The sequence below is a fragment of the Microbacterium sp. CCNWLW134 genome (genome assembly GCF_037083565.1).
GTDB lineage: Bacteria > Actinomycetota > Actinomycetes > Actinomycetales > Microbacteriaceae > Microbacterium.
The window spans coordinates 673,171-697,897 of record NZ_JBAOJU010000002.1 but is presented as its reverse complement, the minus strand read 5'-3'; the positions used below and the strand labels follow the sequence as shown (position 1 = coordinate 697,897).

The 24,727-nt window shown below is 70.5% G+C and carries 17 protein-coding genes; 3 read left to right on the top strand and 14 right to left on the bottom strand.

All coding sequences use genetic code 11. The annotated features are described in order from the left end of the window. Positions 1-203: 203 nt before the first annotated feature. The 4 genes from V6S02_RS13910 to V6S02_RS13895 all read right to left on the bottom strand — a co-directional run bounded on the left by V6S02_RS13910 (position 204) and on the right by V6S02_RS13895 (position 5,246). The gene (locus tag V6S02_RS13910) at positions 204-1,685 is read right to left on the bottom strand and encodes a radical SAM domain-containing protein (RefSeq protein WP_124292389.1); all 1,482 of its coding nucleotides are present in this window, start codon (positions 1,683-1,685) and stop codon (positions 204-206) included. A gap of 119 nt (positions 1,686-1,804) precedes the next feature. Further along, entirely contained in the window at positions 1,805-2,650 is an 846-nt protein-coding gene (locus V6S02_RS13905) for a transglutaminase family protein (RefSeq protein WP_124292388.1), read from the bottom strand. Beyond that, on the bottom strand, positions 2,647-3,579 hold the full coding sequence (locus V6S02_RS13900) for an alpha-E domain-containing protein (protein WP_124292387.1): 933 nt from the start codon (positions 3,577-3,579) through the stop codon (positions 2,647-2,649). Before V6S02_RS13900 ends, V6S02_RS13905 begins: the two co-directional genes overlap by 4 nt. Continuing rightward, entirely contained in the window at positions 3,573-5,246 is a 1,674-nt protein-coding gene (locus V6S02_RS13895) for a circularly permuted type 2 ATP-grasp protein (RefSeq protein WP_124292386.1), read from the bottom strand. The genes V6S02_RS13900 and V6S02_RS13895 overlap by 7 nt, the downstream gene beginning before the upstream one ends. A 95-nt stretch (positions 5,247-5,341) precedes the next feature. Here V6S02_RS13895 and V6S02_RS13890 point away from each other — a divergent pair, with 95 nt between their 5' ends. Next, a complete protein-coding gene (locus V6S02_RS13890) occupies positions 5,342-6,553 on the top strand; it encodes a carbamoyl-phosphate synthase large subunit (RefSeq protein WP_124292385.1) in 1,212 nt (403 codons plus the stop codon). Between the two features lie 9 nt (positions 6,554-6,562). Here V6S02_RS13890 and V6S02_RS13885 read toward each other — a convergent pair whose 3' ends face one another. Beyond that, positions 6,563-7,738, bottom strand: coding sequence for an alpha/beta hydrolase (locus V6S02_RS13885; protein WP_336401317.1), 1,176 nt, complete (start codon positions 7,736-7,738; stop codon positions 6,563-6,565). Between the two features lie 88 nt (positions 7,739-7,826). Continuing rightward, the gene (locus tag V6S02_RS13880; protein WP_336401316.1) at positions 7,827-11,870 is read right to left on the bottom strand and encodes a carbohydrate binding domain-containing protein; all 4,044 of its coding nucleotides are present in this window, start codon (positions 11,868-11,870) and stop codon (positions 7,827-7,829) included. A 190-nt stretch (positions 11,871-12,060) separates the two neighbouring features. On the opposite strand from V6S02_RS13880, the gene V6S02_RS13875 reads away from it, so the two are divergent. Next, the gene (locus V6S02_RS13875; RefSeq protein ID WP_336401315.1) at positions 12,061-13,641 is read left to right on the top strand and encodes a molybdopterin-dependent oxidoreductase; all 1,581 of its coding nucleotides are present in this window, start codon (positions 12,061-12,063) and stop codon (positions 13,639-13,641) included. Positions 13,642-13,647: 6 nt separating this feature from the next. On the opposite strand, the gene rocD is transcribed toward V6S02_RS13875, so the two are convergent. From rocD to V6S02_RS13835, 8 genes are all read right to left on the bottom strand, one after another. Then, entirely contained in the window at positions 13,648-14,874 is a 1,227-nt protein-coding gene (gene rocD / locus V6S02_RS13870; protein WP_336401314.1) for an ornithine--oxo-acid transaminase, read from the bottom strand. Beyond that, positions 14,871-15,776: a dimethylargininase gene (gene ddaH / locus V6S02_RS13865; protein WP_336401313.1), complete on the bottom strand. Its 906-nt coding sequence runs from the start codon at positions 15,774-15,776 to the stop codon at positions 14,871-14,873. The genes rocD and ddaH overlap by 4 nt, the downstream gene beginning before the upstream one ends. 123 nt (positions 15,777-15,899) lie before the next feature. After that, positions 15,900-16,892: an NAD(P)-dependent alcohol dehydrogenase gene (locus V6S02_RS13860; protein ID WP_336401312.1), complete on the bottom strand. Its 993-nt coding sequence runs from the start codon at positions 16,890-16,892 to the stop codon at positions 15,900-15,902. Between the two features lies 1 nt (position 16,893). Next, positions 16,894-17,118, bottom strand: coding sequence for a helix-turn-helix transcriptional regulator (locus tag V6S02_RS13855; protein ID WP_322411068.1), 225 nt, complete (start codon positions 17,116-17,118; stop codon positions 16,894-16,896). After that, positions 17,118-17,570 carry a hypothetical protein gene (locus tag V6S02_RS13850; RefSeq protein WP_240638773.1) on the bottom strand — a complete coding sequence of 151 codons (453 nt, stop codon included), beginning with the start codon at positions 17,568-17,570 and terminating at the stop codon, positions 17,118-17,120. The genes V6S02_RS13855 and V6S02_RS13850 overlap by 1 nt, the downstream gene beginning before the upstream one ends. Before the next feature lie 276 nt (positions 17,571-17,846). Next, positions 17,847-18,320 carry a GNAT family N-acetyltransferase gene (locus tag V6S02_RS13845; RefSeq protein WP_336401311.1) on the bottom strand — a complete coding sequence of 158 codons (474 nt, stop codon included), beginning with the start codon at positions 18,318-18,320 and terminating at the stop codon, positions 17,847-17,849. Next, positions 18,320-22,033, bottom strand: coding sequence for a bifunctional proline dehydrogenase/L-glutamate gamma-semialdehyde dehydrogenase (locus tag V6S02_RS13840; protein WP_336401310.1), 3,714 nt, complete (start codon positions 22,031-22,033; stop codon positions 18,320-18,322). Before V6S02_RS13840 ends, V6S02_RS13845 begins: the two co-directional genes overlap by 1 nt. Positions 22,034-22,054: 21 nt before the next feature. After that, positions 22,055-22,609: a hypothetical protein gene (locus V6S02_RS13835; RefSeq protein WP_336401309.1), complete on the bottom strand. Its 555-nt coding sequence runs from the start codon at positions 22,607-22,609 to the stop codon at positions 22,055-22,057. A 145-nt stretch (positions 22,610-22,754) separates the two neighbouring features. Here V6S02_RS13835 and V6S02_RS13830 point away from each other — a divergent pair, with 145 nt between their 5' ends. Continuing rightward, positions 22,755-24,701: a bifunctional diguanylate cyclase/phosphodiesterase gene (locus V6S02_RS13830; RefSeq protein WP_235014991.1), complete on the top strand. Its 1,947-nt coding sequence runs from the start codon at positions 22,755-22,757 to the stop codon at positions 24,699-24,701. Positions 24,702-24,727 lie beyond the last annotated feature (26 nt).

The window sequence follows — 24,727 nt, the reverse complement described above, 5'->3', positions numbered from 1 at the left end:
GACGGGGGAAGCCCCCTCGTTCCCGCGCCACCCTCCGGCTCCCCCGACGACATCGGCCCCGAATCGTCCCGCCACGGGGCGGAACGTGACGGGGGAAGCCCCCTCGTTCCCGCGCCACCCCCCGGCTCCCCCGACGACATCGGCCCCGAATTTTCCCGCCGCGGGGCGGAACGTGACGGGGGAAGCGAAAAGGGGGCGGCGGGTCAGGCGCCGGCGCGGCCGGTGCTGCGCACCGGCGTCAGACCCGACGGGCGGGAGACGACCGACGGCGACACCGCACCGGCAGCACCGGCGCCGACGAGCGGCAGCACGCGACGCAGCTCGACGTTCTCGAGCGGGTCGAGCACGCTGTGCTGGACGCATGCCGGCACCAGTCGGCCGTCTTCGGGGTGCGCCATGGCATACATGCACGATCCGAGGCGCTCCTGCGTCTCCTTCAGCACCGGGTCATCGGAGACGACGCCCTTCTCCATGAGCTCCCACGCCGGCGCCACCTGCTCGGCGTCCATGAAGTTGTGCACGACGAACGTCTTGAACGACAGCTTCCCGCGACGGGCGGCACGGAGGATGCGGCGAAGACCACCGGCACGACGCACGACCCGGCGTGCGAGCCCGATGAGGGGCGGGATGTCGCCGGGGTGCGCGAGCGCGGCGCGGGCGACCTTGATGGCGAGCACGGGCTTGGGCACATCCCCGAACACCATTCCGCCGTGGTGGGCGAGGAATCGGTCGCGGGCGGCGATGTCCTTCGGGTCCTCGGGGTCGAGCAGCGGCGCGAAGACGCCGCCGACCCGCACCCCGACCGTGGAACGGTTGCAGCGGGGGTCGCCGAACTGCGTCGCCTGCCACGGCAGCTTCTGCCCGGCGCCCTTCTCGATGCGCTCCCAGACCTTGTCGATCGTGACCTCGCCGAAGTCCTCCCGCCAGCGCCGGTCGTCGCCGATGAAGGCGGCGGGCTGGAACGACATCATGTCGTACGGCATCTCCAGTACGGCGCGCGTGACCTCTTCGACTTCGTCGACGTTGGAGGGCGTGACGGTCATGTTGTGCGCGAGGTAACGGTTCACCCCGTGGTCGCGCTTGAGATCGACGAACATCCGCGCGAACTCCTCGCGGAACGGGTGGAGTTCCGCCTCGCTGCGGGGCCGCACCGCCCCGCGACGGCCGCGCATCAGCGAGTCGAAGTGGGCCGCGAACGACACCTTGTCGAATCGCGGACGGCCCTCGTCATCGAGGACGACGTCGAGGAGGTAGTCGTAGTCGAAGTCGCCATGGGTCATCGACATGGGCTCGCGCCCCTGGGCGCGCATCGCCAGCAGCGCTGCGGCGTGGTCGGCTGCCGGAAGGAGGCTGACCTCGCCGCCGATCAGCTGCGCGTGGGCACGCGGGCCCCGGATGCGACGGAGATACCGCATCTGCTCGTCGACGTTGTCGACGGTGTGCGCGCCGTCGATGCGCACCTTGTTCGCGTCGGCGGAGTGGTAGCACGGCGAGCAGGTGAGGTTGCACTTCGGGAAGACGCCGTGGGTCCCCTCGCATCCGACGGCACAGCGACCGAGCAGCTGATTGTCGGTCTGCGCGTGCGGCGGAAGCTCTCGCCAGCGCTTCTCCAACGCCGCCTTCGACTCGGGATGGATCGGGCGCGTGGCCAGTTCGAACTCGCGCAGACTCTGCCGGAAACTCATTGGTCCACCCTGCCGTGTCGTCGTCGTCACGTTCGGCGCCACGGCGCGAGAACGCGGAGGCGGTTTCCGCCTCGATGGTGTTTCGTCGCGATCCGCGGATCGGATCGACGCCCTGAGGGTCACATCTCCCGCGTGATGGTGACCTTCACGTTGAGCTGACTCTTGAACGGCCCCGCGTACACCCCGCGCAGCGGCGGCACGTCGTTGTAGTCGCGGCCCCGTCCGACGAGCACGTGGCGATCGCCGATCTCGATGTTGTTCGTGGGGTCGAATCCGTGCCAGTCGCCGGCGAACCACTCCACCCAGGCGTGCGACTCGCCCGTGACCGCGACACCGACCTCCGCGTCGGGCCGGGGGTGCAGGTAGCCCGAGACGTAGCGCGCCGGGATCCCCACCTCGCGGAGGGCACCGAGGGTGATGTGGGTGATGTCCTGGCAGACGCCCTTGCGCGCCGTCCATGCATCGCTCGCAGTGGAGTGCACTCCGGTGACGCCGTGCATGTACTCGACGGCGTCGCCGACGGCGATGGAGATGGCGTGGGCCGCTTCACCGGGATGGGTGTGCTCGGCGGCGATCGAGCGGGCGAGCTCCGCCACCTCCGGGTGCGGCCGGGTGCGTGCGGTCTGACCCAGCTGCTCGATGGTCGCCACCGAGGCCGCTGCCTCATCGCCGAGCCCGTGCCAGGTGAGGGGCGTGTGCGCGATCGGACGCGACCGCACCTCCACGAGGGAGCGCGCGGTGATCTGCAGTGCCGCGTGCGGCGAGAGCACGTCGAACGACGCCACACGCGTGCCGAAGTAGTCGACGTAGTGATTGACGGATGTGGACGGCTCGATGTCCAGCGAGGAGTTCAGGACGAACTGACTGTCGGTCGATCCCGGCAGCATCCGCGCCTCGTTGTAGGACGCCGAGACGTTCCCCTGGTAGGAGAAGCCGGTCGAGTGCTCGATGCGGAGGCGCTTCACGAGATCTCCCCGATCCAGCTGGGCTCGGCCTGCGTGGGGAAGAACCGCGACTTGATCGCCTCGGATGCCTCGCGCGTCACCTTCTGCACGCGCTGCATGTGATGCGGAAGCTCGTTCAGGATCTCGCTGACCGGCCGGTACTCGAGGTCGTTGCGGATGCGCCCGAGCGCGCGGAGCACGGTGTTGGAGTGCCCCACGCGATCGGCGCGGGGATCGATGGCGCTCATGCATTCCTCTGCGAGCTGGATGGAGTAGATGATCGAGCGGGGGAAGAGCCGGTCGAGCAGCAGGAACTCGGCGGCGTTGCGCGCGCTCGGCATGCCCCGGTAGGTGCGCAGGTACGCCTCATAGGCACCGCACGAGCGCAGGATGGTCGTCCAGGACGGACCGGATGCCTCGGTCAGCGACCTCGTCGCGAGCAGACGCGCGGTCATGTCGGTGCGCTCGATGCTGCGTCCGAGGGTGAAGAACTGCCAGGCCTCGTCGCGGCTGGTGGAGGAGTCGACGACGCCGACCGCGAGCGCCGCGCGCTCGCGCACCCACTGGAAGAACTCGTGCACCTTGTCGCGCTGGAGGCGCCGCGGCATCCGGGCGCTGGTGGTGTTGAGGGTCTCCCACAGTTCGGTGGAGACGATCTCGCGCGCACGGCGGGCGTTCTCGCGGGCCGCCGAGATCGAATAGGCGATGCTCGCGGGGTTCATCCGGTCGACCGCAAGACGCTGCAGCACGTCATCGCGACCGACCCGGTCTGCACCCTCGAGCGGGTACGAACCCATCACGCTCAGCAGGGAGCGGCACGCGGTGTCCTCGTCGATCCACGGGTCTTCGAGCAGCAGCTGGAGGTGGACGTCGAGGATGCGCGCGGTGCCGTCGGACCGCTCGATGTACCGCCCGATCCAGAACAGCGATTCAGCAATGCGGCTCAGCATGCGTCATCCCTCCCCTGCTGCTGCTGCTCCTGCTGCTCAGTGCGCGTGCGCGGGCGGTCCTGGGGCGAGTGGGTCACCTCGTCCTGCTCGTCGTAGATGATCGGGATGGCGGCGGTGACCGTAGCCGCCTGATCGGCGACGAGCCCGGCCAGGCCCGCCCCCTGCCCGTACTCGACGTGCGACGGCGCGGAACCACCGACGATCCAGGTGTCCTTCGAGCCGCCGCCCTGGCTGGAGTTGACCACGAGCTGCCCCTCGGGGAGCGCCACGCGGGTGAGCCCGCCGGGGAGCACCCAGACGTCCTCACCGTCGTTGACCGCGAAGGGCCGGAGGTCGGCGTGGCGGGGACGCATCCCGTCCTCGACGAGGGTGGGGATGGTCGAGAGCATGACCACGGGCTGGGCGATCCACCCTCGCGGATCGGCGAGCAGTCGGTGGCGGAGCGCCTCGAGCTCGGCCGGGGAGGCGTCGGGACCGACGACCAGGCCCTTTCCGCCCGACCCGTCGACGGGCTTGACCACGAGCTCGTCGAGGCGGTCGAGCACCTCCTCGAGCGCACCCGGATCTTCCAGCCGCCAGGTGTCGACGTTCTTCAGGATCGGCTCCTCGGCGAGGTAGTACCGGATCAGGTCGGGCACATAGGTGTAGATCAGCTTGTCGTCGGCGACCCCGTTGCCCACGGCGTTGGCGATCGTGACGTTGCCGAGTCGCGCGGCGAGCATGAGTCCGGGAGCCCCGAGCATCGAGTCCGCGCGGAACTGCAGCGGGTCGAGGAAGTCGTCGTCCACCCGGCGGTAGATGACGTCGACGCGCTTGGGCCCGCGGGTCGTGCGCATGAACACCTTGCCGCCGATGCAGAGCAGGTCGCGCCCCTCGACGAGCTCGACGCCCATGAGGCGGGCGAGGAGGGTGTGCTCGAAGTACGCCGAGTTGTACACACCGGGGGTCAGCACGACGACGTTCGGCTCTTCGACCCCGGGCGGGGCCGAGGCCCGCAGCGCCGCGAGGAGCTTGTTGGGATACTCCCCGACCGGCCGTACCCGCATCGAGACGAAGAGCTCGGGAAGGGTCTGGGCCATGACGCGGCGGTTGGAGATGACGTACGAGACACCCGACGGGACGCGCACGTTGTCTTCCAGCACCCGCATCTCGCCGTTCTCGTCGCGGATGAGATCGATCCCCGAGACCTGGATGCGCACGCCGTTGGCGCTGTGGATGCCGGCGGCCTGCCGGTAGAAGTACTGGGATGACGCGATGAGGCGCGCCGGGAGGACCCCGTCGCGCACGCAGTGCTGATGACCGTACGCATCGTCGAGGAACGCCTCGAGAGCCCGCACGCGCTGCTTCACCCCCGCCTCGATGCGCGACCACTCGTCGAAGGCGATGATGCGCGGCACGGCGTCGAGCGGGAAAGGCCGTTCTTCACCGGCGAAGTCGAAAGTCACGCCCTGGGCGAGATAGGAGCTCGCGAGCGATTCGGTGCGCCCGCGCAGCTCTTCCTGGGTCATCTGCGCCAAGGCCTGGTGGAGCTCGCGATAGGCCTCCCGCGACTCCGCCCCCGCCGAGCCGTTCCGCGACACCGCGAACATCTCGTCGAACGGGGCGACCCCCGCGGGCGACCGACGGGGCGTCAGCGTGGCACCGTAGCCGTCGAACAGGTCACCCATGCCCCGAGCCTAGTCCGGGGCGTGTTGCCGCAGTGTTTCGACCCGGCCGAAGCCGACCTCGCTAGGCTGAGCGGCACCTCGACCGGAAGGACGCCATGCGCATCCTCGTCACCAGCTCCCGCAACACCTTCGCGCTGGATCTCATCCGCAAGCTCGGGAGCATCGGACACACCGTCTACGCCAGCGACACCTATGGCGGCGCGGTCGGCAGCCATTCGCGGTTCGCCGCCGGCCACCTGGTGACCTCGTCGCCGCGGTTCGCCACCGACGCCTTCATCGCCGAGGTGTCGGCCTTCGTCGCCGCGCACGAGATCGATGTCATCATCCCCACGTTCGAGGAGGTCTTCTACCTCGCCGCGCGCCAGGACGATCTGCCCGACGGTGTCCGGGTGCTCACCGGCACGTTCGGCGATCTCGCGCGCCTCCACGACAAGGCGAGCTTCCAGCGGCTCGCCGAGGAGGCGGGCGTCCCGATCCCCGAGACGGTGGTGGTCACCAGCGACGAGGAGCTCGTCGAGACCATCGCCCGCTTCCCCCGCTACTTCGCCCGGGCGGCGTTCTCACGCGGCGGCGTGGGTCTGCTGACCAACACCGGCCCCCTCGCCGGCAAGACGCCGGTGGACGAGTGTCATCCCACCCCCGAGCAGCCCTGGCTCGTGCAGCCCTTCGTCGACGGGCCGATGGTGTGCTCGTACAGCATCATCGTCGACGGCCGTGTGACAGCCCACACGACGTACGTGGCCGCGGAGCAGTGGGCGCACAGCACGGCGATCGCCTTTCTGGCCGTGGACAGCACCGACACCCTCGGATACGCCCAGCGCATCGTCGACTCCCTCGATCCGGGGTTCACCGGCCAGCTGTCGTTCGACTTCGTCGATCACAGCGACGGACTGCGCATCATCGAATGCAACCCGCGACCCACCAACGGCGTCATCCTGCTCGATGCCGCCGACGTCGACCGGGCCCTCGCCGGCGACGTCGACGAGCCCGTCGTCGCCCAGCCCGGCGCGGAGCGGGAGATCACGCTCGCGGTGGTCGCCGACTGCTTCGCCGAACCGCTGTCGCACCTGCCGACCTCGCTGCACGACCTGCTGCACGTGAAAGATGTCGGAAGCGGCTGGCACGACAGCCTGGCGATGATGTGGAGCCCCGCGACCATCGTCCACGGGGCGAAGATCCAGCACGGTGACCGCAAGGAGATCCTCGCCGCCCTGGGCGACGACATCGTGTGGAACGGCGAGCCGATCGACGGGATGAGCTCCGCCGACGCCGCCGCACTCGACGCGGTCCACGCCGGTCGGGTCTGACTCGCGCGTTCAGCGACCGAGGAGTCCCTCCGCGCGCGACATCGCCTGGAGCAGGGCCGGAAGGCGCGCACCCGCGCCGCGGCGTGGCAGCCGCTCGAGCACGCCGCTCTCATCGGGGAGGCGGTGCTGCATGCCCCGCACGAGCCGGCGGACGGCGTTCAGGAGGGCGACCGGGTGGGTGTCCAGCGCGCTGTGTCCGTTCTCGAGCGTGACGAGCACGGCGTCCCGGGCTCTCCGGGCGGTCCGCTCGGCGATCGCCGGCGGGGTGCGGAGGTCTCGTGTGCCGCTGAGGACGACCAGGGGCCAGGTGAAGGCGGGGATCTGCGCGGGGAGGTCGTAGGGTTCCCCCGCGAACGCGGGGAACCGCGGCGCCAGCGGCGCGTAGGTCGAGGCCGGGTCCAGCGGCAGGCCGTCGAGCGGCGCTCCGTAGGCGAGCTCGCGGAAGGCGATCACCCCGGCCAGGTCGAATTCGTACACCCCGGGGATGCGGGCGATGTCGTCGCCGCGGCCGGCGTACGCCTCGAGCGCCTTCCAGGTCAGCGGCGGCCCGCGCCGCATCCGCCGGCGCGCAAGTGCGGCGGCCAGCTCGGGCCCCGCCAGCTCGTACGCCGCGCGGACCACGTCGAGCACCGACCGCTCGTCCTCACCGCGGTCCACGAGCGTGCGCACATCGGCCGAGAGCTGATCGCCCGCGTCCCAGAACAGTTCACGCACGCGCTGCCGCTCGAGCGCGATGTCGCCCGTGGACTGCAGGGGCGAGTCCAGCAGCATCCGTTCGACACGGTCGGGATGCCGCGCGCCGAACGCGGATGCCAGATAGCTGCCGTACGACGAACCGACCACGACAGCGCGTTCGATGCCTTCATGGTCGAGGACCGCAGCGACGTCGTCGAGCACGGCCAGGATGCGCATCGCCGACGGCGGAAGGGCCGCTCCGGCGAGGTCGGTCCGCGAGAGGCCGACGCCACGGTGCTCGACCATGACGACGTCCAGCCCGCCGCCCGTGGCGATCCGGCGGACGCTGCGGTAGGGGCGGACCGAGGCGAGGCCCGGGCCGCCCGGAAGGATGACGACCGGCGTCGCGCCCCGGGGCCCCGAGCGCACGTAGGTGAGGTCGAAGGCCGGCGCATCCGAGGTATCGGGGCGCCGCACCGTCTCGATGCGTTCGCCGTGCCGTGCCGCCATGGGGCTACTCTTTCGCATCCGGATGCCGCGGCGAAACGCCCGGGGCGCCGCACCGTCGGGAAGACCGGCGCGGCGCCCTCGGGTCGCCTCAGACCTCGGAGCCTCCGAGATCATGTCGACGCACGATTCGACGCAGGGCCAGGACCAGACCCGCCAGCAGCAGGGTCAGCCCGGCAGCGACTGCCGCCCACGGCCCCTCGGCGCCGGTCGCGCCCAGGACGCCTCTCGGACCTTCGCCGGCCGCGGGCTGGCCGGGAGCGCCGGCGCCGGGCACGCCGGGCTGGCCGGCGCCGGGATCGGTTCCCGGGTCGGGGCCGGGGTCGGGGCCCGGATCCACACCCGAGACGGGGTCCGTGATCTCCGTCAGCACCTGAAGGCGGTCCACAGCTACCGCCTCCGCGTGATCGGTCGACACGCGGTAGCCCGAGACCGACGTCAGCTGCAGTCCGTCGTCAGGCGCACCTTCAGGCTGCTCATCGCTGCGCTCGAAGGCGTCGAAGGGCACATCGACGTATCGCCAGCCGGCGACGTCGTCGGTGAACGAGGCACGGAAGCGCTCCGCGTCATCCGGTGCCTGGAAGACACGCAGGTAATCGACTTTCAGCTCCTGCGGGAAGGTCAGGTCGGCGCCCAGCGGTCCGCCGAAGTTGCCGCCGACGGCCATGTTCATCAGGAACGTGAATGCGTGCTCGTACACCCACTCCGACGGCGCGACGTCCTCGGGCGTGGCGGTGTGGAAAAGGATCTCCTCCCCGTCCTCGAGCTGGACGTACCAGCGGATCTCCTCGGGCTCCCACTCCACCGCGAAGGTCAGCCAGCGATTGCTGAGGTCCTCGCCGAAGTCGTAGGTCTGACCGTAGGCGTTGCCGCCGGAGTAGCCCGGACCGTGGATCGTTCCGAAGATCTCGTCGGGAAGCTTCCCGACGTACTCCATCACGTCGATCTCACCCGTCTGCGGCCATCCGACGTCGCGGAAGTCGTTTCCGAGCGACCAGATCGCCGGCCAGATCCCCGGCTCACCGTCGGGCATCTGCGCCCGCGCCTCGATGCGACCGTGGAGCGCTTCGACCTTGCCCTCGGTGATGAGGCGAGCAGAGGTGTATTCGCACGGTCCGTACCAGCACTCGAGGCCCGAGGCCGCAGGGTCTTCCACGGCACGCGTGGTGATGACCATGCTGCCCTCACCGTCGTGCGCAGCGTTCTCGGTCGAGTCGGTGTAGTACTGCAGCTCGTCGTTGCCCCAGCCCCAGCCTCCCGTCTCGTAGGTCCACCAGCGCTCGTCTGCGGGCGTCCCTGCCGGGGCATCGAACTCATCCGACCACGCCAGCTCCCAGCCCTCGGGCCCGACGCGCTCGGCGGTGCCGTCGTCGAGGCCCACCGTCACCGTTCGCCCGTCGCCGGCGCCCCGGTACCAGAACCCGAGACCCTCGCGGGCCGACCAGTCCTGCGACTGCTCGAGTTCGCGCGCGAACCCGCCCGCGCCCTCGATGTCGAGCACGTTCTCGAACGACGACTGGCCCTCATACGCGCCGTCGTCGCCCGCGGCGATCTCGCGCGTTGAGATTTCCGCTTCGCCGGTGGGACGCAGCAGACCCGCGCCCGACTCGAAGTCCTCGAGCATGCCGTCGGGGGCGACGTCGGTGTCGGTGATGCTCACCCGTCCGATCGCCGACATCCCGAGCTCGGCGCCGACAGGCTCGGACAGGCGGATGACGAACGTCTCGTCGACCTCGGCCTTGTCGTCGTCGATCGTCGCGACCTCGATTACGGCCGACTGCTCACCTGCCGGGATTGTGACCGTGCCGCTGGTCGGGACGAAATCGCGGTCCGCCGTCGCCGGCAGGTCCTCGGTCGAGGTGCGGTATTCGGCGACCTCGGTCGCGTACGAGACCGTCACGTCCTCCTCCGACACCCGCGACAGTCGCAGCTCCACCGCAGCGGTGTCACCCTCGGCCACGACGAAGGTCGATCGGGCGAAGTTCAGCTGCAGCGGACGGTTGGCATCCGATTGACCGACCAGGGTCAGGTCGTCGAGTCGGATGACGGGGGTGACGGGTGTGGAGGTCTGCTCGACGCCGATCCCGAACCCGTGCACCTCGGTCAGGGTGAGACCGTCATCGGGCGCCCCGTTGCCGATGTTCTTGCGGGCGAAGTCCTCGAACGGCAGCTCGATAAACCGCCACCCGGTGAAATCGTCGACGAACTGCACCGAGAACCGCTCCGCGTCATCCACCGTCGAACCGGGGTTGCGGTTGTCGAGCAGATCCACGAACATCGGCGCACCCGAGTTCGTGCCCTTCATCCAGAACCCCACACCCCGGTACGCCGACCAGTCCTGCGGCACCCACGAGGTCCCATCGGTGAAGTTGTCGATCACCACAGCCCACGACGACGTGTCCAAGCCCAGCTGCAGCACGTCATTGCCCTCAGCAGCACCCGGACGCGTCGCATCCGCCACCCGCTCGATCGAGGGCACATTCCCCGCACCCTGCGCCGCGAACCACCCCAACGGCGGCACCGCCGCCGGATCCCCCCACACCAACTCCGCCTCGAAATCCTCCACCGTCTGCTGGTACTCCACCAGTGCGATGTCGTCGAGTCGGATGATGGGGGTCACAGGTGTGGAGGTCTGCTCGACGCCGATCCCGAACCCGTGCACCTCGGTCAGGGTGAGACCGTCATCGGGCGCCCCGTTGCCGATGTTCTTGCGGGCGAAGTCCTCGAACGGCAGCTCGATAAACCGCCACCCGGTGAAATCGTCGACGAACTGCACCGAGAACCGCTCCGCGTCATCCACCGTCGAACCGGGGTTGCGGTTGTCGAGCAGATCCACGAACATCGGCGCACCCGAGTTCGTGCCCTTCATCCAGAACCCCACACCCCGGTACGCCGACCAGTCCTGCGGCACCCACGAGGTCCCATCGGTGAAGTTGTCGATCACCACAGCCCACGACGACGTGTCCAAGCCCAGCTGCAGCACGTCATTGCCCTCAGCAGCACCCGGACGCGTCGCATCCGCCACCCGCTCGATCGAGGGCACATTCCCCGCACCCTGCGCCGCGAACCACCCCAACGGCGGCACCGCCGCCGGATCCCCCAACACCAACTCCGCCTCGAAATCCTCCACGGTGTCGGTCAGGAGCGAGATCGGCGCCGCGGGCGCGGCGTCGTCGTCGCGGATGGTGATCGTCGCGGTCGAGACACCGAGATCGGCGCCCGCCGGGGTCGCGAGCGACACGGTCAGCGTGCGGTTGCCGTTGACCTCCTCGTCGGCAGTGGTACCCACCTCGACGTCGACGCCGGTCGTCCCCGCGGGGATCGTGATCGTCTCGGCGACCGCGGTGTAGTCCGTCCCCGCGATCGCGGTGCCGTCGGAGGTGACGACCTCGACGGTGACAGGACCTTCGGCCGCGCGGCTGAGCGAGACCGGAAGGGTCGCGGTCTCGCCCTCGGTGACGCTCGTCGCGGTGCGGTCGAAGCCGACGGTCGCGGCGACCGGTCCGTCGGCGGAGAACAGCGAGATGGCGTCCATCTTCACGGTCGCAGCTCCCGCGTTCGCGGGGAACAGCAGACCGCGCACGAAGTCGAGGTCGAGCGTGCCGTCATTCGGTGCGCCGCCGTCCTGGTAGTCGGTGGCGAATCCGAATGCCGACCAGGGGAGCTTCACGAGGCTCCACCCGTTGCCGACGGGCACGACCGTGTCCCACCGGTCGGAGACGCCGGCGTCGGCGCTCGCAGCATCCATGATCTCCACCTGGATGCTGGATTGCGTACCGTCGCCGTGCATCCAGAACTGCACGCCGTCGTAGGCCGCCCAGTCCAGGGCGGGCACATCGGCGGGCGGCTCGAACCCGATGCCGCCGAATGCGCCGGCGGCGGACACGTCGAATCCGTAGCTGAGCACGTGGGTGTTCGGCCCGGAATCGGGGTACGAGCCCGTGCCGGCGTCGGCAACGGTCTGCACCCCCGCTCCGGCCGATCCCCACTGGATGTGGTCGGAGGTTCCGGACTCGAAATCGCGGAAGGTCTCAAGGGACTCCGCCCCATGGGCGGCGGGTGAGACACCGGTGAGCAGCAGGGCCACGGCGGCGGCCGTCGCGCTCACGCGGACGAAGGGGGCATGGCGAGGCAACGTGACGTCCTTGTCGATCGGAAACGGCGGCGTTCAGCAGGACGAGCGCGCCGGATCGTGGGGGGAGGCGCTTTCTCGGCACGAGCACCGTAGGCAGAACGGCCGCGCCGCGTCAACCCGAGATCGACGTAAGCCTTCCGTAATCACCAGCCCCGCGCCCGGCGGCGCGGGGCGCCGTAGGCTCGAAACCGTGGCGAGGGCACATCGCGCAGGAACCCGGGACGGATGGCTCGCCGCGGCGGCCGGTGCCGTCGCGGCTCTTCTCGGAGCGGGCCTCGGCGAACTCTCGGCAGCGCTCATCGCGCCGTCATCCAGTCCCTTCGCCGCCATCGGCGGCGCCCTGATCGACGCCGCTCCGCCCTGGGCCAAAGACACCGCGATCGCGTGGTTCGGAACGGCCGACAAGATCGCGCTGCTGACCGGAATCGCTGTGGTCCTGCTCGCGGTCGCCGCCATCGCGGGTCTGCTCGAGCGCCGCCGCCCTCCGATGGGTGTGGTGATCGGCGTCGCTCTCGGGGTCATCGGCGCCGCCGTGGCGCTCACCCGCGCCGACGCCGGGCCGCTGTCCTGGCTCCCCTCTCTCATCGCCGGCGGCACGATGGCCGTGACGCTGCGGATGCTGGTGCGGATGTTGCCCGCGCAGCCGATCGACCGATCAGACGCGGCGACCCGGGACGCTCCGCTCGACCACTCCCCGCAGATGGACCGCCGGCGTTTCCTCGCCTGGACGGGAGGTGCGGCCGCGATCGGACTCGTCGCCGTCCTCGGTGCGACGCTGGTCAGCGGCGGCAGCCGTGCGGTGGCGGCGATTCGGTCGGCTCTGCGTCTGCCGGCACCTGCGGTCGCGGCATCCCCCATCCCCGCCGGTGCCGAGCTGAACATCGCAGGGCTGGCCGACGTCATCACGCCGAACGCGTCCTTCTATCGCATCGACACCGCGCTGGTGGTGCCGCAGGTCGACCCCGCCGACTGGTCGCTGCGGATTCATGGAATGGTCGAGAACGAGGTCACCCTGACGTGGGACGAGCTCGTCGCCCTGCCGCTGGAGGAGGGGTACGCCACGATGTCGTGCGTGTCGAACGAGGTCGGTGGCACCCTCATCGGCAACGCACGGTGGCTCGGCTACCCGCTCCGGGAGCTCCTCGCCCGGGCCCGCCCGACGGCAGATGCCGACATGGTGCTCTCGCGCTCCATCGACGGCTTCACCGCCTCGACGCCGCTCGAGGCGCTCACCGACCCCGATCGATGGTCGATCCTCGCCGTCGGGATGAACGGCGAGCCCCTGCCCCTCGAACACGGGTTCCCCGTGCGGATGGTCGTGCCGGGGCTGTACGGCTACGTCTCGGCGACGAAGTGGGTCGTCGACCTCGAGGTCACCCGGTTCGATCGGGCGACTGCCTACTGGACCGATCGCGGGTGGTCGGAGCGCGGCCCGGTGAAGCTGCAGTCACGCATCGACGTGCCGCGTCCCGGCCAGGGATTGAGCGCGGGCGACACGGTCATCGCGGGCGTCGCCTGGCAGCCGCACGTCGGCGTCTCGCGCGTCGAGGTGCAGGTCGACGACGGGCCGTGGGAGGAGGCGACCCTCGCGACCGCCATCTCGGATGACACGTGGGTGCAGTGGAGCCTGCCGTGGCGGGCGACCGCGGGGCGTCATGTGCTGCGCTGCCGCGCCACGAACGCGCTCGGCGAGACGCAGACCTCCGAGGTCGCCGGCGTCGTACCCGACGGCGCGACGGGCTGGCACGAGTTCCCCGTCGACGTCTTCTGACGCGGCTCAGCCCGCGAGGACGAGCTTCAGCTGCTCGACGGCCCAGTCCAGCTCGGTCGCGCGGATGACCAGGGGCGGCGCGATCCGGAGGGTCTGCCCCTGGGTGTCCTTGGCCAGGACGCCGCGCGCGAGGAGGCGCTCGGCGACCTCGCGGCCGGTGCCCACGGCGGGGTCGATGTCGATCCCGGCCCAGAGCCCCGCGATGCGCACCTGCGTGACGCCGTGCCCGACGAGTTCGGCGAGCCCCGCCTCGAGGTGCTCGCCCAGGGCGGCGGCGCGCTTCTGGAACTCGCCGGTCTGCAGCATCTCGACCACCCGCGCTCCGACCGCGGCGGCCAGCGGATTGCCGCCGAAGGTCGACCCGTGCTCACCCGGGCGGATGACGCCCAAGACGTCCCGGTCGGCGACGACGGCCGACACCGGCACGATGCCGCCTCCGAGCGCCTTGCCGAGCAGGTAGACGTCGGGCACCACTTCTTCGCGGTCGCACGCGAAGGTCGTTCCCACGCGTCCGAGCCCCGACTGGATCTCATCGGCGATGAACAGCACGCCGCGCCGGGTGCAGATCTCCCGCACCGCGCGGAGGTACCCCTCAGGCGGGATGATGACCCCCGCCTCGCCCTGGATCGGCTCGATGAGCACTGCCGCGGTGTTCTCGTCGATCGCGGCCTCGATCGCCGCGGCGTCGCCGTACGGGACGTGCACGAACCCGCCGCCGTACGGGCCGAAGTCATCGTGCGAGACCGGGTCGTCGCTGAAGCCGACGATCGTGGTGGTGCGCCCGTGGAAGTTCCCGTGCGCGACGACGATCGTCGCGGCATCCGGGGCGATGCCCTTCACGCGATAGCCCCACGCGCGCGCGACCTTGATGCCCGTCTCCACCGCTTCGGCGCCGGTGTTCATCGGCAGCACGAGGTCTTTCCCGCAGAGCTCCGCGAGTGCAGCGGCGAACGCGCCCAACCGGTCGCTGTGGTACGCGCGACTGGTGAGGGTCACACGGGCGAGCTGTTCCCGGGCGGCAGCGACGATGGCGGGGTGACCGTGGCCGAAGTTCAGTGCCGAGTACGCCGACAGCAGGTCGAGATAACGCTTGCCCTCCACATCGGTGACCCACGCGCCCTCGGCGCGCGAGACCACCACGGGCAGCGGGTGGTAGTTGTGGGCGAGGTGCTGTTCCTCGGCGTCGATCACCCGCAGGGTCGCGGTGTCGGTCGGGAGTTCGGAGATGCTCACGATCCCTCCGTCCCGCGGCGGAGCTCGAGGGTGCAGCACTTGATCCCGCCACCGCCGAGGAGGAGCTCGGACAGGTCGATCATGATCGGGTTGTAGCCGCGCTCGCGCAGCTGCGCTTCGAAGCCGGTCGCCCGCGGGGAGATGATGACGTTGTAGCCGTCGCTGGCCGAGTTCAGCCCGAACACCGCGCCGTCGTCATCCGACACCCGGATCGCGTCGGGATAACGCTCGGCGAGGATCGCCTGGCCGCGCTCGTCGAACGCATGCTCGAGGTAGGCGATGTTCGCCCGCTCGACCCCGCCCGGTCCCTCGACCGGGTCGAGAACCGCGATCGCGGTGTCGAGGTGGTAGAACCGCGGGTCGATGAGGTTCAGCGAGACGACCTCCTTGCCGAAGACCTCGCCCACCTCGCGGTGGCTGTCACCGGTCGAGCGGAAGCCGGTGCCGGCGAGGATGGTGTCGCCGACGAGCAGGAAGTCACCCTCACCCTCGTTGACCTCGCGGGGCACGACGACGTCGTACCCGTTGTCGCGGAACCACTCCATGAACGCCGGCCCCTCGGGCACCCGCTCGTCGAAGCGGAACTTCGCGCCGTAGGCGATGCCGTCGATGAGGAACCCGCCGTTGGCGGTGTAGACCATGTCGGGGAGGCCCTCGATGGGGTCGATCAGCTCCACCTCGTGGCCGAGCTCGAGGTAGGCGTCGTAGAGAGCCTGCCACTGCCGGACGGCCTTGGCGGTGTCGGTGGGGTTCGCCGGCTCCATCCAGGGATTGATGGTGTAGCTCACGGTGAAGAACTCGGGCCGGCACATGAGGTACCGGCGGTGCTGAGCGATGCGCCCCGTGGAGCTCGCGGTGGCGGCGGTGGCCTCGACGGTCGGCGCGGTGTTCTGAGTGGACATCGGTCTCCTTGCGAAGGTGCGGCGGACGCTGTCCAGAGGCCCGGCGGGGCTTCGAAGCCGTCGACCCGGGCACGCCGGGACCATTGTGCCACGGCACCCTTGCCGGCGCCTGGGACGCCGCGCTCAGTCGGCGACGACCACGACCTTGCCCACCGTGTGCCCGGCGTCGACATGGGCGATCGCTGCTCCGGCTTCAGTCAGGGGGTAGGTCCTCTCGATGACGGGACGGATGACGCCGGCCGCCGTCATCCTCACGAGCTCAGCCGTCACCGGGGTCTTCGTCACGGCCGTGACCGAACGGAACCGCCGCGCGCGGCGGCTGAGGAAGAGCGAGCGGATGATCCGTGGGAACGGTCCCCAGAAGGGATGACCGTCGCCCCCGACGAGGGCGACGGTACCGCCGTCGCGGAGACGGTCGCGGAGCGCCTCGAGCGGGAGTTCGCCGGCGATGTCGACGACGGCGTCGAAGGCTGCGGCGGGAAGGGAGGCGATGTCGTGGGTGCGGTAATCGAGGGCGCGCAGGGCCCCGAGATCTCGGAGGGTCTGCTCGGCCCGCGCACCGCAGGTCGCCCACACCTCCGCGCCGCGCGCGACGGCGAGCGCGGCGGTGAGGGTGCCGACTCCGCCCCCGGCTCCGACGAGCAGCACGGTCGACCCCGCCCCGACCCGACAGGTGTCGAGGATCGTCGTCGCGGTGTTGCCCGCGATCGGCAGCGTCGCGGCGACGACCGGGTCGAGGCCCGCCGGCAGCGCGGTGAGTCGCTCGGCCTTCACCGTGACGAACTCCGCCAGCGTCTCGTCGCCGGCCCCCACGACGAGATCGCCGACGGCGAGCCCCGTCACGTCGGCGCCGAGCGCGACGACCGTGCCCGCGACATCCATCCCCCGGCCCCGCGTGCGTGGGCGTCGCAGCCCGAAGAAGAGCCGGACCACGCGCGGCTCGCCGCGCATCAGGTGGATGTCACCGGAGTTCAGCGACGCGGCGGCGACCTTCAGCAGCACCTCCTTGCGACCGGGGGTGGGGACAGGGATCGTTTCGGCCTGCACGACGGCGGCCGGCCCGTAGGCGTGCTGGCGCCAAGCCGTCATGGTCTGCGGGATCGTGTGGGTGGTCATGTCAGTCCTCCGGCGTGTCGGGGTAGTGGAAGAGGTCGTCGAGGCGCGCGTCGAAGACGCGGGCGAGCTGGAACGCGAGCTCGAGCGTCGGGGAGTACCGTCCCTGCTCGATGGCGATGAGGGTCTGGCGCGTGACGCCCACGCGGCGGGCGACCTCGGCCTGCGTCATCCCGGCGGCCTCGCGGACGGCGCGGATGGTGTTGGTGACCTTCGTGGGGCGGACCATCACGGCAGGCCCGTCCGGTAGGCGCCGAGCCTCGCCATGCCTCCGAGTGCCGCGGAGAGGAAGAACCCGAGGAACAGGGCGTTGCCGATCCAGAACCAGGGCGCTTCGACCATCGCGAGGACCAGCGCGATGATGCTGCCGATCGCGAGGAAGCTCTGGCCGATCCGCTCGCCGAACCGCTCGATCTCGCGATCGCGCTGGTCGGCGGTGTGCTCGAGCTCGGGATCGCGCATCCGTGCGACCATGCCCCACACGATGCTGAGGACGATCGACAGGACGATGGCGCCGACGATGGTCCCGATCATCGGCCACACCCAGGCGATCTCGCCGACCGGGGTGGTGAACAGCTGCGGCACGACGAGCGACAGGTAGACCACGAGGCCCACGACGCTCGCGATGAGCTGGGCCCAGATCGTCCGCTCCATGTACGCCATGGCGACCTCCGATGTCAAAGATTCTTGACACTCACCGTAGGGCCGGACGCCGCGGGTGTCAAGAATCTTTTACATCGCGCGTCGCGGCGGGGCGCTGACCTGCACGACCCCTCAGAATCGGGGCCGCGCGCCCGGGCGACGGCGGTTTCTTGCCGGTTCGGCGCGGAATCTGAGGAGCTGCGCCGGCGGCCGCTGTCCTCAACTCCTGCAGAACCGACATGGAGACCGTCGGTCGGCGTTTGCAGGCCACGCCGACGCCCGATCTGCAGGAGTTCGGGACAGCGCGACCCTCGCTCAGGCGGAAGGAGCGGCCGCGAGGTCCTTCATCAGCAGCACGTCGGTCTCGGTGGCGGTGCGGCGCACGCCGCGCTCATCCACGTACTCGTACGTCGTCGCGCTCTCCTGTCCGGTCGGGCGAAACCCGAGCCGCTCGTAGAGGGCACGCGCCCGAGGGTTGTCGACACCGACGCCGACGCTCAGGCGCCCGGAAGGGGCGGCCAGCCGTTCGGCCTCCGCCATCAGCGCGGTTCCGATCCCCTCGCCGCGAGCGCGCTCGTCGACGTTGAGGTTCTTCACCTCCCACGGATCGGTCCGCAGATCGAGCTGCGCTGAGCCGACCGGCATCCCGTCGACCCAGGCGACGATCAGGACGGACTCGTCACGCTGCTGCAGCTTCCACATCGCGCGGACGAAGCCCTGGCCCGCGGGTTCCTCCGCCTCGATCCTTTCGACGTCCGTCGCCTCGAGGCGACGGACCTCACGGGGCATCAGATGACCTCGGCCGACCAGGGGTCGGGGTTGCCGAAGCGGTGCGCGGTGATGGTCACCGACTGCTCGCGCAGGAACGGCAGCAGCTCGATCCTGCCCGCCGTCGTGACCTCGCCGGCGTACACCGCGACGTCGGGGTCGCCCGCGAGGGCGTCGGCGAGCGCCGCGTGCGCCGCGTTGACGGAGGCCGGCGGCCCGACCAGCCGCACGCGCGCCGGGCGCGCCTCGACCACGCGGGCCTCGAACTCCTCGTCGCTCTCGACGAACACCGACACCTGCTCCTCGCCGAGCACGCGGCGGACCCCCGCCGGCATGCCCACCGGTGCGCTGACGGTGACCTCCGACCCGGCGCGAAGCGCCGCGACGATCACGCGCAGGAGCGCCTGCCACGGGGCATCTCCGGTCGCCCGGACGGCGACGCCGACGGGGCGGTAGCGGAAGAGGTTTCGCTCCACACCGAGCTGCGACACGTCCTTGACCCGACCGAATTCGCGGTCCCACGAGATGGCGTCCGACAGCGCCCCGCGTCGCAGCCACTCGAAGGCCTGGTAGTCGAGCGTCGGCTGCGCCGCCTCGATCAGCGTCGTGATGCGCGAATCCAGCCCACGCAGGTGCAGGGTCGCCGAGGGCGGCGCCCCGGTGGAGGGCCGCCACGATCCGAGTCCGATGAGGTAATTCGGTCCCCCGGCCTTGGCGCCGGCCCCCACCGACGATCGCTTCCACCCGCCGAACGGCTGCCGCTGCACGATCGCGCCGGTGATGCCGCGATTGACGTAGAGGTTGCCGGCCTCGACGCGCTCCAGCCAGACCGCGAGGTCGTCGGGGCTCTGGGTGTACAGCCCTGCGGTCAGCCCGTAGTCGACGGCGTTCTGCAGCTCGATCGCCTCGGCGAGCGAACGGGCCTGCATGACGCCGAGCACGGGCCCGAAGAACTCCTCGCGATGGAACCGCGACCCGGGCCTGACGCCGGTGCGGATGCCCGGCCGCCACAGGCGCCCCTCGTACTCCCCGGACGCGTCGAGCGCGCGTGGCTCGACGAGCCACTTCTCCCCCTCGTCGAGGGTGGTGAGAGCCCAGTCGAGCTTGCCCCGCGGCGCCTCGATCACGGGGCCGACTTCGGCGAGCGGGTCGGTGGGCGGTGCGATGCGCAGCGATGTCGTGGCATCGACCAGCTGCCGCAGGAATCGCTGCGAGCGGGCCACGGGCCCGACGAGGATCACCAGCGACGCTGCCGAGCACTTCTGGCCCGCGTGCCCGAAGGCGCTCTTGACCACATCGGATGCCGCGAGGTCGAGGTCTGCCGACGGCATGACGATCATCGCGTTCTTGCCGCTGGTCTCGGCCAGGAGCGGCAGATCGGGCCGCCAGGAGCGGAACAGGGCGGCGGTGTCCCACGAGCCGGTGAGGATGACGCGATCCACGCCCTCGTGCGAGATGAGGCGCTGTCCGAGCTCGCCCTCCTCGATGTCGACCAGGGAGAGCACATCGCGGGGCACCCCCGCCTCCCACAGCGCCTCGGCGACCACGGCGGCGCAGCGGCGCGCCTGCGGCGCGGGCTTGAAGACCACGCCCGACCCTGCGGCGAGTGCGGCGAGCACCCCGCCGGCGGGGATGGCGACGGGGAAGTTCCAGGGCGGCGCGACCACCGTGAGTCGCGCCGGTACGAAGACCGCACCGCTGACCCGGTCGAGTTCGCGAGCGGTGGCGGCGTAGTAGTGGGCGAAGTCGATCGCTTCGCTCACCTCGACGTCGGCCTCGGCGAAGACCTTCCCGGTCTCCGACGCGGCGACCTCGATGAGTTCCGCGCGGCGCGCTTCCAGTGCCCGGCCGGCCGCGGCGAGCACCTCGGCGCGGTCAGCGGCTGCCCTCGCGCCCCAGGCCTCCGCCGCGGACCGCACTCGGTCGATGACGGCCTCGACCTCCGAGGCGTCCTCGAGCCGTGCCGCCGCGATCGTACCGACGCCCGCCTGCGACCCCGAGACGCGACCGAGGATCTCGCGCGCCCACCCTCGGTTGGCGGGAAGCGCGGGATCGGAGTCCGGCGCGTTCGCGAAACCGGGTGCGCCGAGCGCGGCGGGTCCCGACTCGCGTGCCGCGTACACCGCGGTCTCGACGATCTCCTGGCCACCGAAGAGGATCCCGCCGACCTCGGGCGCGATCGGAATGGTCTCTCCCGGGTCGACCGAGACCGAGCGGGCGATCCCGAGCACCTCGCGGGTCAGCCCGTCGTCGTCGGCCTCCGGCGTCGGTCTCAGCAGGGCGCCTCGGGCGGCATCCGTCGCGCTGTTGTCGTCGTTTCCGGAACCGGTGCGATCCTGGGTCCGGTTCGGACCCGTCGGCAGATCGGGGTCGCTCGCGCGCGCCACCGAGGCGAGGAATCGCTCGCGCTCACGCTCGAACAGGGCGGGGTCGTCGGCGAGGTCGAACGCCGCGGAGAGGAAGTTCTCGCTCGAGGCGTTCTCTTCGAGTCGGCGGACGAGGTAGCTGATGGCGACGTCGAATTCGTCGGGGGCGACGACCGGCACGTAGAGCAGCACCGGGCCGACCTCGCGCGAGACCGCCTCGACCTGACCCTGCGCCATGCCCAGGAGCATCTCGAACTCGACCCGGTCGCGCACCCCGCGCTCGCCGGCGAGCAGCCACGCATAGGCGATGTCGAAGAGGTTGTGCCCGGCGACACCCACCCGCACGGCGGCGGCGTTCTCGGCGCGCAGCGCCTCGTCGAGGCAGCGCAGGTAGTTGGCGTCGCTGTCGAGCTTCGAGCCGTAGGTCGCCAGCTCCCAGCCGTGCATGACCGCGTCGACCCTCTCCATCGCGAGGTTCGCGCCCTTCACCAGGCGTACCTTGATGCCCGCGCCTCCCCCGCGCACGCGCGCCCGCGCCCACGCCGTGAGTTCCCGCAGAGCCGGAAGCGCATCGGGGAGGTAGGCCTGCAGCACGATCCCGGCGTCGAGATCGGCGAGACGCGGGTCTTCGAGGATGCGGGTGAAGACCGCGATGGTGAGGTCGAGGTCGCGGTACTCCTCCATGTCGAGGTTGATGAAGGTGCCATCCGACGCCGCCGACAGGTAGAGAGGCATGAGCCGGTCGACGACCTTGTCGACGACCTCGTCGAAGGCCCACATGGAGATGTGACTGGCGATCGCCGACACCTTCACCGAGACGTAGTCGACGTCGGGTCGGCGGATGAGGTCGTGAATCCCGTCGAGTCGGCGCAGTGCCTCGTCCTCGCCGAGGACGGCTTCACCGAGCAGGTTCAGATTCAGCCGCGCGCCGGACGCGCGCAGTTCGGCGATGGCGGGGCCGAGCTTCTTCGGCCGGGCGTCGACGATGAGGTGGCGCACCATCTCGCGGAGCGCCCGACGTGCCAGAGGCACCACCGGCGTCGGCAGCACCGGAGCGACCGCACCGCCGACCTGCACGGCGCCGCGCAGATACCAGGGCAGAAAGTCCGGCACCAGCGGCGCGACACGATGGAGCTGGGATGCCGCGGCGCCGAGGCTCTCCGGACGCATCACGCCGTCGACGAACCCGATCGTGAAGGGCAGACCGTTGGGGTCTTTCAGAACACCGGCGAGGCGGGCGGCGGAGGGGTCGACATCGACCTGGGCGCTCTCGGTGATCCACCGTTGCGCCAGTTGCACGGCGCTCTCGGCGAGATCGTCGCCGGATGCCGCCAGGTCGGTATTGCCCCGAAAGGGGTCGGTCACCATGGCATCCAGACTAGAACGCGATCACGCCCCGGTTGCGCCGGGATCGCGACGGTCTGTGCGCGTGTCGGTCCGGTCCGTCCTGTCACCCTCTCCGGTGTCGATGAGCGGGCCATCGTGCCGATCGTATCGACGGTCGGCGGCCGGCGCCGGCTCGTCTCCTGCATGGTCGGCGGGCGCCGTCCGCTCCCGGTCGCTCACCAGCGGATCGATCTCATCGGCCTTGGCCAGGCTCTCCTCGTATTCGGCTCGTCTCTCGGCAGCATCCGCCTCGTGCTCGGCGATGTCACCCTGTCGCCGGCGCGCTTCGACCTCCGCTCGGGCGGCATCGGCTTTCGCGCGCTCGGCGTCGGCGGTCGCAGCAGCGACATCGGCGCGTGCCCGCGCTGCCTCGGCCTCGCGTTCCTGAGCCGAGATCTCGGACTCGCGAGCCTTCTCGCGGATCTCCTCGGCTTTGCGATGCTGCGCCTCACGGTGCGCGGTGGAGCGCCGGCGAGCGACCAGCCCGATGACGATCCCCGCGATGACGAGAACGGCGACGACGGCGACGACGACCCAGATGAGAGTAGTGGTGTCCACGTTCCCACCGAACCGCGTGCAAGGGCTGCGGGGAAGGCGCTTGTGCACCGGGCGGCCCTGCGGTAGGAGGAATTATGCCTACCATGGACGCTGCGCGGATTGTGGCGTCGCTTCGGGCGGACTCTTCTCGCAAGGGAAGGCACAGGTGAACACCACCCCATTCACCCCGACGGACAGCGCGTGGGGTCCGGACGAGCATCAGCGGCTCCTCGAATGTTCGACTGAGCCGCTCGCCACCCCCGGTCGCATCCAGTCGTTCGGCACCCTGCTCGCGGTCGACGCGCAGACCGACACGGTCATGGTCGCCAGCGAGGATGCTGCCGACGTCCTCGGGCTCACGATCAATGAGATCGGCGACGACCGGCTCCGCGACGCCTACGCGCACGGCGTCGCGCTCGACCCGATCCGGGTGCGCTTCAACGACGCCGAGCACGACGCGATCGTGCACCGAGGCAGCGACCCCGTCATCATCGAGCTCGAGCCGACAGTCCCCGACCTGGAGTACGTGCGCACCGGCGTCGTCACCGCGATCCAGCGCCTCGCAGGGATCGTCGACGCCACTGAGCTGCGCCGGCGGGCCGCCGCCGAGATCAAGGCCATCACGGGCTTCGACCGGGTGATGTGCTATGACTTCTTCGACGACGGCCACGGCGAGATCGTCGCGGACGAGCGCGAACCCGATATGGAGTCGTACCTGGGTCTCCACTTCCCCGCATCCGACATCCCCCCGCAGGCGCGCGCCCTCTACCTGCAGAAGCGATCGCGGGCGATCGTCGACACCCACGACGACGGCAAGGCGCTGGTCACCCTCCTCCCTGAGCTGGGCCCCCTCGACCTGACCACCACCGAGCTGCGGGCCGTGTCACCGCACCACCTGCAGTTCATGCGCAACATGGGCCAGGCAGCCACGGTCTCGTTCGCGCTCGTCGCCGATGACCGACTCGTCGGCATGTTCACGTGCGCGCATCGCACTGTGCGGCGGGTGCCGGTGCTTCTCCGTCGTTCGCTCGAGGTGCTGGCGAGCCAGGTCACGATGCAGCTCACCGCGGCCCGCCAGATCGACGAGCTTCGTCGACAGCTCTCGGCCCGAGAGCGCCGGTCTGCGGTCGTCGCACCGCTCTACGGCGCACTCGACGTGCACGCGGCGCTTCTGGACGGGCCGAAGACCGTGCTCGACGCGGTGCCGGCCGACGGCGCCTACCTGCGCCTGGGCGGCGTGGCCCGCACGATCGGCGACGTGCCCGAACCCGAGCTGCTCGGCGCGGTCGTCGATGACCTCGGTACCGCACCCTTCAGCTCGGAGGCGCTGCCGATCGAGCGTCCCGAGCTCGCGGTCGAGATCCCCGGTGTCGCCGGGATCCTCAGCGTCTCGCTCGGGGAGCCCAACGACTGCCTCGTATTCGTGCGCGGCGAGGTGACGCGCGAGGTGAACTGGCTGGGAGATCAGACCGCCGGAAATCGCGACCACCCGCTGTCGCCGCGTCGGTCGTTCTCGGCGTGGAAGGAGAGCGTCACGGGGCGGAGCCTCCCGTGGGGCGACCTGGTGAAGGACGCCGAGGACCTGGCCCTCGACATCCGCGCGGCCATGGAACGACGAAACGAAGCGGAACTCGCCGAGCTGGCATTCCACGACCCGCTCACGGGTCTTCACAACCGCCGATTCCTCGACGACCGGCTCGAGGAGCTCCTGCGCGAGACCGAGCACGGCGTCGCCATGATCTTCGTCGATCTCGACGACTTCAAAGCCGTCAACGACACCCATGGGCACGAGGTCGGCGACGCGGTGCTCGTGGCCGTGAGCAAGCGCCTGACCCACAGCGCCCGATCCGAGGACGTCATCGTTCGTTTCGGTGGCGACGAGTTCATCCTCATCTGCCGTGAGGTGGACGAGGCCGACGCGCACACGATCGCCGAGCGCGCGCTCCTCGCCCTCGCTGAGCCGGTCGTGGTCGAGGATCTGTCGATCCGGATGACGGCGTCGGCGGGGGTTGTCGCCGCAGCCCAGCGGCCGACCTCGTCAGAGCTGCTGGAAGCCGCCGACGCGGCGATGTACCGCGCCAAGCGCGCCGGGCGCGGTCGCGTCTCGCGCTAGCCGGCGCATCGGCGCCGGTGACGAGC